At 59.1% G+C, this 11,625-nt stretch carries 11 protein-coding genes and 1 rRNA gene; 11 read left to right on the forward strand and 1 reads right to left on the reverse strand.

Annotated features, from left to right (window positions below):
• From rrf to pssA, 8 genes are all read left to right on the forward strand, one after another.
• Positions 1-84 (forward strand): 5S ribosomal RNA (gene rrf / locus I8J29_RS25255); the annotation flags it as partial.
• A 321-nt stretch (positions 85-405) separates the two neighbouring features.
• Positions 406-867, forward strand: a complete 462-nt coding sequence (locus I8J29_RS25260) for a CtsR family transcriptional regulator (RefSeq protein WP_208850194.1) — start codon at positions 406-408, stop codon at positions 865-867.
• 35 nt (positions 868-902) lie between these two features.
• On the forward strand, positions 903-1,445 hold the full coding sequence (locus I8J29_RS25265) for a protein-arginine kinase activator protein McsA (protein ID WP_090648987.1): 543 nt from the start codon (positions 903-905) through the stop codon (positions 1,443-1,445).
• Between the two features lie 14 nt (positions 1,446-1,459).
• On the forward strand, positions 1,460-2,542 hold the full coding sequence (locus tag I8J29_RS25270; RefSeq protein WP_208850195.1) for a protein-arginine kinase McsB: 1,083 nt from the start codon (positions 1,460-1,462) through the stop codon (positions 2,540-2,542).
• Positions 2,543-2,544: 2 nt separating this feature from the next.
• Complete coding sequence (clpC, locus tag I8J29_RS25275) at positions 2,545-5,004, forward strand: ATP-dependent protease ATP-binding subunit ClpC (protein WP_208850196.1); 2,460 nt, start codon at positions 2,545-2,547, stop codon at positions 5,002-5,004.
• 133 nt (positions 5,005-5,137) lie between these two features.
• Positions 5,138-6,505: a DNA repair protein RadA gene (gene radA, locus I8J29_RS25280; protein WP_208850197.1), complete on the forward strand. Its 1,368-nt coding sequence runs from the start codon at positions 5,138-5,140 to the stop codon at positions 6,503-6,505.
• Between the two features lie 14 nt (positions 6,506-6,519).
• On the forward strand, positions 6,520-7,596 hold the full coding sequence (gene disA, locus I8J29_RS25285) for a DNA integrity scanning diadenylate cyclase DisA (protein WP_090648997.1): 1,077 nt from the start codon (positions 6,520-6,522) through the stop codon (positions 7,594-7,596).
• Positions 7,597-7,753: 157 nt separating this feature from the next.
• Positions 7,754-8,509 (forward strand): CDP-diacylglycerol--serine O-phosphatidyltransferase, encoded by a 756-nt coding sequence (gene pssA, locus I8J29_RS25290; RefSeq protein ID WP_208850198.1) that lies wholly within the window; start codon positions 7,754-7,756, stop codon positions 8,507-8,509.
• A gap of 110 nt (positions 8,510-8,619) precedes the next feature.
• Here pssA and I8J29_RS25295 read toward each other — a convergent pair whose 3' ends face one another.
• Complete coding sequence (locus I8J29_RS25295) at positions 8,620-9,015, reverse strand: nucleoside triphosphate pyrophosphohydrolase family protein (RefSeq protein ID WP_208850199.1); 396 nt, start codon at positions 9,013-9,015, stop codon at positions 8,620-8,622.
• A 189-nt stretch (positions 9,016-9,204) separates the two neighbouring features.
• Between I8J29_RS25295 and I8J29_RS25300 the strand changes: the two genes are divergently transcribed.
• The 3 genes from I8J29_RS25300 (at position 9,205) to ispF (ending at position 11,591) form a co-directional block, all read left to right on the forward strand.
• Complete coding sequence (locus tag I8J29_RS25300; RefSeq protein ID WP_208850200.1) at positions 9,205-10,299, forward strand: PIN/TRAM domain-containing protein; 1,095 nt, start codon at positions 9,205-9,207, stop codon at positions 10,297-10,299.
• Between the two features lie 87 nt (positions 10,300-10,386).
• On the forward strand, positions 10,387-11,109 hold the full coding sequence (ispD, locus tag I8J29_RS25305) for a 2-C-methyl-D-erythritol 4-phosphate cytidylyltransferase (protein WP_208850201.1): 723 nt from the start codon (positions 10,387-10,389) through the stop codon (positions 11,107-11,109).
• Complete coding sequence (gene ispF / locus I8J29_RS25310) at positions 11,106-11,591, forward strand: 2-C-methyl-D-erythritol 2,4-cyclodiphosphate synthase (RefSeq protein WP_208850202.1); 486 nt, start codon at positions 11,106-11,108, stop codon at positions 11,589-11,591. Before ispD ends, ispF begins: the two co-directional genes overlap by 4 nt.
• The last annotated feature ends 34 nt before the right edge of the window (positions 11,592-11,625 follow it).

Genomic DNA, 11,625 nt, shown 5'->3' on the forward strand with positions numbered 1-11,625 from the left:
CCCATCCCGAACACGACCGTTAAGCCCTCCAGCGCCGATGGTACTTGGACCGCAGGGTCCTGGGAGAGTAGGACGTTGCCAAGCACGATGAACCGACTGCATAAAGCAGTCGGTTTTTTGTTGTTTAACAATCTTTTCTATGCGGGTAATCATATTGTGGCTGTAAGTCAGAAACGGTTCGGAATGTTGTGGATATGCCTCCTCTCCGCGTATAAATGAACTGAATCCGCCCAAAGCTAGTAAGGTCAGGGCAATCATTCGATTGCAGGAACCCGCTTGACCTTTTGGGAAAATTGCGTATAATAAAATTAAGGTCAAAGAAAGTCAAAGTCAATTTGACTAAATACTTCGAGAATTATGATTTCTTGACCGAAGGGTTTTGGGCAATTTAGGGAGGTTGGCGAAATGCGCAACATTTCCGATCTCATCGAGCAGTACCTGAAGCATATGCTAAAGGAAAGCCCCGGCGGTGCGGTTGAACTGCAGCGCAATGACTTGGCGGACCGCTTCTCCTGCGTGCCGTCCCAGATCAATTACGTGATCAGCACCCGTTTCACGCTGGAGAAAGGCTATTTCGTCGAAAGCAAGCGCGGCGGCGGCGGTTACATCCGCATCCAACGCGTGGAGCTGCCTACGCTGTCCGCCCTCCAGGAACACCTCGTGCAAACGATCGGCGAGCAAGTGGACCAGGATACGGCGGAAGGGGTTATTTATCAGCTAGAGGAAGGCAAGCACATCACCCGCAGGGAAGCGAACTTGCTTCGGGCGGCGATGTCGCGCGACTCCTTGGCCGTGAAGCTCCCGCTGCGCGACGAAATCCGGGCCCGGCTGCTCCGGGCGATGCTGGTCACGCTGCTCATGAAGTAGGCTGCGCAGCCTTGCAAGAGGAGGGATAGTGCGGAATGCTTTGTCAGGAATGCGAGAAGAAGCCGGCTACGCTTCATTTTACGAAAATCGTGAACGGGGAGAAGACGGAGTTCCATATTTGCGAATCTTGCGCGCGTGAACGGGGCGAAGGAATTCCCGGCACCGCCAACGGATTCTCCATCCACAGCTTGTTGTCCGGCCTGCTCGACTTCGAGCAGAGCGGTGGCGGCGTGAACGGCATCGGCGCTAAGCAGGCCCAACAGCTCCGCTGCGACAACTGCGGATTAACGTATACGCAATTCAGTAAAATGGGCCGGTTCGGCTGCAGCAACTGCTACGCTCAATTCGGCAGCAAGCTGGACCCGATCTTGAAAAGGGTGCATGGCAATACGACGCATGTCGGCAAAATTCCAAAGCGGGCCGGCGTGAAAATCCAGGTGAAGCGCGAGATCGAAGAACTCCGACGCGATTTGCAGACGCGGATCGAGCAGGAGGATTTCGAAAACGCGGCCAAAGTCCGGGACCGGATTCGCGAGCTGGAACGCGATTCGGCCGACGCAGAGGAAAGGCACGGGTAGGAAGGTGATTCGAAGTGTCGAAGCGGTCTTATGTCGATGAAGCGCTGAGCGACTGGATGAGGGGCAACGGTCCCGACTCGGACGTCGTCATCAGCAGCCGAATTCGCATCGCCCGCAACTTGTCGGGACATCCGTTCCCGATGCTGGCTACCAAGCAGCAGGCGCAGGACGTGATGGAGAAGCTCACCGCCGTGGCTAAGAACGGCAAACTTCGGGAAATCGGCGGTTTCGAGACGATCGAGCTTTCGCAGCTCAGCGAGCTAGAGCGAAGGGTGCTCGTCGAGAAGCATTTGATCAGCCCGAACTTGGCCAACGAGTCGCGCAGCGGCGCGGTGATGCTCAGCGAGAACGAAGCCGTCAGCATCATGGTGAACGAAGAGGATCATTTGCGGATCCAGTGTTTGTACCCGGGATTCCAAGTCAAGGAAGCTTGGGGACTGGCCAGCCGCATTGACGATATTTTTGAAGAAGCAACCGATTACGCGTTCGACGAACGCAGGGGGTACTTAACGAGCTGTCCGACCAACGTCGGAACGGGCATCCGCTCTTCGGTGATGATGCATCTGCCGGGGCTGGTGCTGACGCAGCAAATCAACCGCATCCTGTCGGCGATCACGCAAGTGGGGCTGGCGGTCCGGGGGATTTACGGCGAAGGCAGCGAAGCGACGGGCAACCTGTTTCAGATTTCGAACCAAATTACGCTCGGCCAGTCCGAGGGGGAAATCATCGAGAACTTGCACAACGTCGTCCGTCAAATCATCGAGCACGAACGGGCGGCGCGGCAGCGTCTGCTGCAGGAATCCCGCATCCGGATCGAGGATCGCGTAAGACGTTCGTACGGCATCCTGTCCCATGCGATGGTCATGGATTCCAAGGAAGCGTCGCAGCGGCTGTCGGACGTGCGGCTCGGCATCGACTTGGGTTTGATTCCGGACGTTACGCCGCAAGCGATGAACGAAATGATGGTATTAACGCAACCGGGTTTTCTGCAGCAGGTGTTTCATGAGAAGATGTCGCCTGAGCTGCGGGACGTCCGGCGTGCGGAACTTATACGCAAGCAGTTGAATTCTTGTCAATCCGATCATGGGGGTGTGTGAACATGATGTTTGGAAGATTTACCGAACGCGCGCAGAAGGTGCTCGCATTGGCGCAGGAAGAAGCGGTTCGTCTCGGCCATAACAATATCGGGACGGAGCATATCTTGCTCGGCCTGAACCGGGAAGGCGAAGGCATCGCCGCCAAGGCGCTGATCGGGCTCGGATTGAGTCTGGAGAAGATTCAGGACGAAGTCGAAACGCTTATCGGCCGCGGCCAAGAGCAGCCTACCAATATCGCGTATACGCCACGCGCGAAAAAGGTCATCGAGCTGTCGATGGACGAAGCGCGCAAGTTGGGTCATACGTACGTCGGGACGGAGCATATTTTGCTCGGCCTGATTCGCGAAGGCGAGGGCGTCGCTGCCCGCGTCCTCAATAATCTCGGCATTAGCCTGAACAAGGCTCGCCAGCAAGTACTGCAGCTGCTCGGCAGCAGCGAAGCGGTGTCCAGCAATCACGGGGCGCCGTCCAATGTCAGCACGCCGACGTTGGATGGACTCGCGCGCGATCTGACGGCCTATGCCAAAGACGGCAATTTGGATCCGGTTATCGGCCGGAGCAAAGAAATCGAGCGCGTTATTCAGGTGCTCAGCCGCAGAACGAAAAACAATCCAGTTTTGATCGGGGAACCCGGCGTCGGTAAAACGGCCATCGCCGAAGGTCTGGCTCAGAAGATCATCGCCGGCGAAATTCCCGAGACGCTTCGCGACAAGCGCGTCATGACGCTCGATATGGGCTCCGTCGTGGCCGGCACGAAGTATCGCGGCGAGTTCGAGGACCGTTTGAAAAAAATCATGGACGAAATTCGTCAAGCCGGCAATATCGTGCTCTTCATCGACGAGCTGCATACGCTGATCGGCGCAGGGGGCGCGGAAGGCGCGATCGATGCCTCCAACATCCTGAAGCCGGCGCTTGCCCGCGGCGAGCTGCAGTGCATCGGGGCGACGACGCTGGACGAATATCGAAAATACATCGAGAAGGACGCCGCTTTGGAACGCCGGTTCCAACCGATTACGGTCGATCAGCCGTCGCCGGAAGAAGCGATTCAAATCCTGCACGGCCTTCGCGACCGCTACGAAGCGCATCACCGGGTCAAAATCACGGATGAAGCCATCGAGCAAGCCGTGAAATTGTCGGACCGTTATATCACGGACCGCTTCCTCCCGGACAAAGCGATCGACTTGATCGACGAGGCGAGCTCCAAAGTAAGATTGAAATCGTACACGGTACCGCCTAATCTCAAACAGCTGGAGAACCGTCTGGAAGACATCCGCAAGGAAAAGGACTCCGCCGTTCAAAGCCAAGAGTTCGAGAAAGCGGCCGCGCTCCGCGACACGGAACAGAAGATCCGCGAGGAGCTCGACGTCACGAAGAACCAATGGAAAGAAAAGCAGGGCCGCACGGATTCCGAAGTGACGCCGGAAGACATCGCGCAAGTGGTGGCGAGCTGGACCGGCATCCCGGTATCGAAGCTGGCTGAAGAAGAGACGCAGCGTCTGCTGAAGATGGAAGACATTCTGCATGACCGCGTCATCGGCCAAAGCGAAGCGGTCAAAGCGGTATCCCGCGCCATCCGCAGAGCCCGCGCCGGCTTGAAGGATCCGAAGCGCCCGATGGGCTCGTTCATCTTCCTCGGCCCGACCGGGGTCGGCAAAACCGAGCTCGCCCGCGCGCTTGCGGAAGCGATGTTCGGCGACGAGAACGCGGTCATCCGCATCGACATGTCGGAGTATATGGAGAAGCACTCCACGTCCCGGCTGGTCGGGGCGCCTCCGGGCTACGTGGGCTACGAAGAGGGCGGCCAGCTGACGGAGAAAGTCCGCCGCAAACCGTACTCGGTCGTGCTGCTCGACGAAATCGAGAAAGCCCATCCGGAAGTGTTCAACATCCTGCTGCAAGTGCTGGAAGACGGCCGCCTGACGGATTCCAAGGGCCGCGTCGTCGACTTCCGCAACACGCTGATCATCATGACGTCGAACGTCGGCGCGGATCAAATCAAGCGCAATTCCTCGCTCGGCTTCACGGCTGCCCAGGATGCGGGCCGCGACTTCAACATCATGAAGGAGAAGGTGCTGGCGGAGCTGAAGAAAAGCTTCCGTCCGGAGTTCCTGAACCGGATCGACGAGACGATCGTGTTCCACTCGCTGGAGCAAGAGCATATCGCGCAAATCGTGACGCTCATGTCCGAGGAGCTGCGCAAACGGCTGCGCGAACAAGAAGTCGATTTCACGCTCACGGACGCCGCGAAGGCGTTCCTGGCGAAAGAAGGCTTCGATCCGCAGTACGGCGCGCGTCCGCTGCGCAGAGCGATTCAGAAGCATATCGAGGATCGGCTGTCCGAGGATCTGCTGCTCGGCAAGATCACCAAGGGCCATACGCTCATCATCGACGAGAAAGACGGCGAGTTGACGGTCACGCATGCCGACAGCGCGCCCGCTACGGAAGAACCGGCTACGAAATAAAACGTTCGGCGAATACCCCTTGCTTCCCGCCCCGGCGGGGGCGAGGGGTATTTTTTAGCGTAATTTTAGGTTTAATCGCACCGTTAGAAATGGTAAACTTTTAATGATACGTCTTTTGCATAAGGAGCCGCTCATGGCAAAACTTAAAACCAAGTTCGCATGCACCGAATGCGGCAACGAATCGCCCAAATGGATGGGCAAATGCCCCGGCTGCGGGCAGTGGAACACGATGGTCGAAGAGAAGGAAACGGTGGTCAAGACGCAAGGAATGGGCTCGACGCTCATTCAGACGAAAGAAAAGCCGCGACCTATCATACATATAGAAAGTGGTCAAGAGAAGCGCATCGAGACGTCCAACCAAGAGCTCAACCGCGTACTCGGCGGCGGTGTCGTGCCGGGCTCGCTCATTCTCGTGGGCGGGGATCCCGGGATCGGGAAATCGACGCTGCTGCTGCAAACGTCGCATGCGCTGGCTTCCAAGAAGCTGAAGGTACTGTACATCTCCGGCGAGGAGTCCGTCCGCCAGACGCGGCTTCGAGCCGACCGCCTCGGCGCGCTGTCGGATACGCTGTACGTGCTCTGCGAAACGAACATGGAGCAGATTAACGGCGCGATCGAGTCGGTGAATCCGGATTTTCTCGTCATCGACTCTATCCAAACCGTGTACGATCCGCAGGTACAGTCCGCGCCGGGGAGCGTCTCGCAGGTAAGGGAGTGCACGGCGCATTTCATGCGGGTGGCGAAGATCAAAGGCATCGCGACGGTGCTCGTCGGCCACGTCACGAAGGAAGGCGCCATCGCCGGTCCGCGGATGCTCGAGCACATGGTGGACTGCGTGCTTTATTTCGAAGGCGAGCGGCATCATACATACCGGCTGCTCCGGGCGGTGAAGAACCGGTTCGGGTCCACGAACGAGATCGGCATCTTCGAAATGGTCGAGGAGGGGCTGCGGGAAGTCAACAATCCGTCCGAGCTGTTCCTGTCCGAGCGGCCGATGGGCGTCTCGGGCTCGACCGTCGTGGCGAGCATGGAGGGCACGCGGCCGGTTCTCGTCGAGATGCAGGCGCTCGTGGCGACGACGAATTTCCCCTCGCCGCGACGGATGGCGACAGGCATTGACCACAACCGCATGACCTTGATCGTCGCGGTGCTGGAGAAGCGGATGGGCATGTTCCTCCAGACGCAGGACGCGTATTTGAATGTCGCCGGCGGCATCCGGCTGGATGAGCCGGCGGTCGACCTGGCCGCGGCGGTCAGCATCGCATCGAGTTTCCGGGACGCGCCGACGAGGCCGTTCGACGTGTTTTTCGGCGAAATCGGGCTGACGGGCGAAGTGCGCGCGGTTTCGCGCGCGGAGCAGCGGGTGAAAGAAGCACAGAAGCTCGGCTTCAAACGCGTGATCATGCCGAAGAAGAGCTTGAAGGGGTGGACTCCGCCCAAAGGGATCGAAATCATCGGCGTCGAGACGGTTGCAGAAGCGCTGTCCGCGGCATTCGGATAAAGGGGGGAAACGATGTGAAAGAGACGAACCAGGCCGAAATGGTCAATCAGCTGCTCCAGATGGTCGCGCCCGGCATGCCGTTCCGCGAAGGGCTCGACAATGTCCTGCGGGCGAAGACGGGGGCGCTCATCGTGGTCGGCTACAGTCCGGAAGTGATGGAAGTGGTCGACGGCGGATTTTCCATCAACTGCGACTTCTCCCCGAACTATCTGTACGAGCTGGCCAAGATGGACGGCGCCATCATTCTGAGCGAGGACCGCAAGCGGATCTTGTACGCCAACACGCAGCTCATTCCGGACAGCTCGATTTCGTCCAGCGAGACGGGGATCCGGCACCGGACGGCGGAGCGCGTGGCCAAGCAGACGGGCAAGCTGGTCGTGTCCATCTCGCAGCGGCGAAACGTCATTACGCTGTACCAGGGTCAGTTCCGGTACTCCTTGAAGGAAATGGGCGTCATCCTGACGAAAGCCAACCAGGCGATTCAGACGCTCGAGAAATACAAAGCGGTGCTCGGCCAATCCTTCACGAACCTGTCGGCGCTGGAGTTCGAGGAAATGGTCACGCTGCAGGAAGTGGCGCACGTCATCAAGCGCGTCGAGATGGTCATCCGCGTCAAAATGGAAATCAAGCGCTACGTGAACGAGCTCGGCACGGAAGGCCGGCTGATCAGCATGCAAATGGATGAACTGGTCGGCGGCGTGGAAGAGGAGGCGTGGTTCCTGCTGAAGGATTACGCCAAGGATCCCAACGAAGACCGCGTGAAGGACATTCGCACGAATATCCGCAAGCTCACGTCGGAAGAGCTCCTCGACCTGCCGCAAATCTTGAAAACCTTGGGCTACGGCGGCATCAACGCGTCTGCCGAGGAGATGGTCGCGCCCCGCGGATACCGCTTGCTCAGCCGCATCCCGCGCCTGCCGGCGGGCATCATCAGCAACCTGGTCGAAAAGTTCGGGACGCTGCCGCACGTGCTCATGGCCACGATCGAAGAATTGGACGCCGTGGACGGGATCGGAGAGGTACGCGCGCGGGCGATCAAGGAAGGCTTGAAGCGGATTCAAGAGCAGATGTTCATTGACAGACAAATTTAAATCCCATACAATGGGGGAATGCAGCCAGAAGCTGGGTACAACTTACAATTCACGCCTTGCCGTTGATGAAGCTTCGATTTCGAAGCTTTTTTCACAAGATTGCCCTTCATTACTGCGACGGTCGGTTTTGGGGCATAGTAAAGATGAGGTGGAGCAAATGATCACGAAGTCGATACCGAGTCTTTTTACGGTGGCGAATTTGTTTTTAGGCATTATTGCCGTTATATTGGTCTTTCCGGATAACGCCAAGCCGGAATTGGCCGCGATGATGGTCATCATCGCCATGCTGATGGACGGCGTCGACGGGCGGGTAGCGCGGGCGCTGAACGCGCAAAGCGAATTCGGTAAAGAATTGGACTCTCTCTCGGACGTCATATCCTTCGGGGTGGCTCCGGCGTTCATTATGTATAGCGTGGCCTTCCAAGAACTGAATCCGGCTCCGGCTTGGATCATCACGGCGCTGTTCCCGATTTGCGGAGCGCTCCGTCTGGCCCGGTTCAACGTCGTGTCCGGCATGCCGGGCTACTTCATCGGACTGCCGATTCCGGCGGCCGGCGGCGTGCTGGCCACGTTGGCCTTGTTCCACAAAGACATCGCGCTGTCCGTTCTGATGGCGAGCACGCTCGTGCTGTCGTTCCTGATGGTCAGCACGATCCGCTATCCGAATTTCAAGAAGCTGGGCATTCCGAAGAACGCGATTTGGGTCGTCCCCATCATCGTCGCGATCGCGGTCGGCCTGGGCATTCTGTTTCCGCACCACTTGTCCAAAATCATTTTCGTGCCGCTCGTGCTCTACGCGCTGTACGGCTTAAAAAAAAACGTTGATCGCCGTCTCCCGAATAAAAAGCGGAAACGCCGGCTCGAGAATCAGCTTCAAGAGGAAGCCGCGGTCAACGGGGAACACAGCGCCTAACCCGCGCGAACAAAAGAAGACCGCCTGACTTCTCCTTCGGGAGAAACCAGGCGGTCTTTCGTCGTTTCCGGCCGAGCGCGAACGGTTCGGCCGGCAGATGGGTTTGCGCTCTACGTTAAATTAAACAGGCCCAGCGTGCTGCACTTGTCGGATTCGCGCTCGATGACGTCGTCCAGCTTGATGTCGAGCAGATTGGCCATGGCCGACATATAAAAGAGGTTGCGGCCCAGTTCGTTCTGGATAGCTTCTTTGCAGTGCTCGCAAAGCTCGCCGGAGATGTGGTGGTGCAGCTTGCGTTTGGCCTTCTCCAGGTTAAAATCGTCTTCGTACGGCTGCTTGCGGGCATTGAGCTCGATGCACCCGCATTCGGTGACGGCTTTGGCGACGGCGCGATTCACGGAAGCGCCGGATTGACCGTATTTGGACAGAACGTCCAGCAAGCTTCGATGACGCAGCAGCAGTTCGGATACTTGCTGCTGGAATTGCTCCAACGTTGGTGCGTTCATCGTATCCACCTCATTTCAGGAATGGGTTGCTTTGGTACCATTATAAGCCTCTCGGGGGATCATTTCAAAACGGATTTCCGCATTTTGTCCCGTCCGGAAGGCAAGTTAATAATTTCTAATGCATTCCCCGCCTCCGCGCGATTAACGTGACAGAAATTGGAACATAATTGGTAGTGGAGGTGGATTTATATGATGAAACGAATGATTCAAGGAATCGGGCTATGGTTTGGCGGCGTCATGGGGGCGCAGCTATTCGGCTCCGTGAACGGCGGACTAAGCTGGGCGGCGCCCGCGAACGGCATTATGCAGCATTCGGGAAGCTATTACATGAGCGTGGGCATCGGCGCGGCCTGCGGCTTGGCGCTCGCGACGATAATGGCGGGACCGCTCGCCAAATGGATCGAGCAGGGCGCGGACAAGGCGTCCGCCATGCCGACGGGCGAGCTGTTCTCGGGCGGCGCGGGGCTGCTCGGCGGCCTGGCGCTCGCGGCGCTGCTGTACCCGGCGCTTTCCGGGCTCGAAGGCACGTGGCTGCTCATTCCGGTGGCGCTGACGGCCTTCCTCGGCTACGCCGGGATGCGGATCGGCCTGAACAAGCGCGAGGAGCTGGCGCAGACCCTCGCGGCGTTCGCGGAGCGCGCCTCGAAACCGTCGAAAGCTGAAGAAGAGAGCACGTACGAGGAGCATAAGATTCTCGATACGAGCGTCATCATTGACGGCCGGATCGCGGATATTTGCAAGACGGGTTTTATCGAAGGCACGCTGGTCATACCGGAATTCGTGCTGGAGGAGCTGCAGCACATCGCCGACTCGTCGGATCTGCTCAAGCGCAACCGCGGACGCCGCGGGCTCGACATTTTGAACAAGATTCAGAAAGAGCTGGACGTCAAGGTACTCATCTATGAGGGCGACATGGAAGACGGCGAAGTGGACAGCAAGCTCGTGAAGCTGGCCAAGGCGCTGCACGGCAAAGTCGTCACGAACGACTTCAACCTGAACAAGGTGTGCGAGCTGCAGGGCGTGTCCGTGCTGAACATCAACGATCTCGCCAATGCCGTGAAGCCGGTCGTGCTGCCCGGCGAAGAGATCGTCGTCCAGGTCATCAAGGACGGCAAGGAGCACGGCCAAGGCGTCGCTTATCTGGACGACGGCACGATGATCGTCGTCGAGGGCGGCCGGGACTATATCGGCACGACGATGGAAGTGCTGGTCACGAGCGTGCTGCAGACGTCCGCGGGCCGAATGATTTTCGCGAAGCCGAAGCTGTTGGAAAAAGCGCTGTAACGCGGTATGATGGTATACGAATGATGTCCGGGCGGGGCGCCTGGCGGTTCTCCGGGACATCGAAGTTTACGGCGGGGCGGTAGAGGCATGGCGGAAGCAAAGGCAACATGGGGCGTCGTCGTCGTGGCGGCGGGCCGTGGCACCCGGATGGGGACGCCCGAGAGCAAGCAGTATCTGCTGCTGCGGGACAAGCCCATCCTGGTCCATACGCTGGAGACGTTCCAGGCGATGGACGAAATCGCGGAGATCGCGCTGGTCGTCGGACGGCCGGATATCGAACGCTGCGAGGCGTTCGCCGACGCGTACGGCTTGCATAAAATCTCCTCCGTCCTGGAGGGCGGCGGCGAGCGTCAGCATTCCGTGCGGCGGGGGCTGACGGCGCTGGGCGGCGAGGTCAATTGGGTCATGGTGCACGACGGCGTCCGGCCGTTCGTCGCGCCGGAGGCCGTGCGGCGATGCATGGCGAAGGCGATGGCGACGGAGGCCGCGGTGCTGGCCGTGCCCGTGAAAGATACGATCAAGCAAGTGAACGAAGACGGCGTCATCACCGCGACACCCGAACGGCGAAGCTTGTGGGCGATACAAACGCCGCAGGCTTTTCGCCGTTCTTTGCTGGAACGGGGGCTGCGCAAGGCCGAGGAGGACCGGTTCGTCGGCACCGACGACGCGATGGCGGTCGAGCGGCTCGGCGTGCCGGTGTCGGTCGCCGAAGGGGATTACACGAACATCAAAATCACGACGCCGGACGATTTGCCGTACGCGGAATTTCTGCTGGCAAGCCGTTCGCGGGAGAGAGGGACGGACGTATGATTCGAGTGGGGCAAGGATTCGACGTGCATCAGCTGGCGGAGGGACGCCCGTGCATCATCGGAGGCGTGACGATTCCGTACGAACGGGGGCTGCTCGGCCATTCCGACGCCGACGTGCTGCTGCACGCCATCAGCGACGCGGTGCTGGGCGCGCTCGGCCTCGGCGACATCGGCAAGCATTTTCCGGACACGGATCCCGCGTTCAAGGACGCGGACAGCCTGAAGCTGCTGCGTCACGTGTGGGGGCTCGCGAAGGAGCGGGGCTACAAGCTCGGCAACGTCGACGCGACGATCATCGCGCAGAAGCCGAAGATGGCGCCGTACATCCCGCAAATGGCCGACGTCATCGCGGGCGCGCTCGAGGCGGAAGAGAGCGGCCAGGTCAACGTCAAAGCGACGACGACGGAGCAGCTCGGTTTCGCCGGCCGGGGCGAAGGAATCGCCGCGCAAGCGGTTGTCTGCCTCGCGAAAGTTATGCTATGATTCAGCAATACAAAGCGATGATGGGAGGAAACGA

Source organism: Paenibacillus artemisiicola (genome assembly GCF_017652985.1).
GTDB lineage: Bacteria > Bacillota > Bacilli > Paenibacillales > Paenibacillaceae > Paenibacillus_Z > Paenibacillus_Z artemisiicola.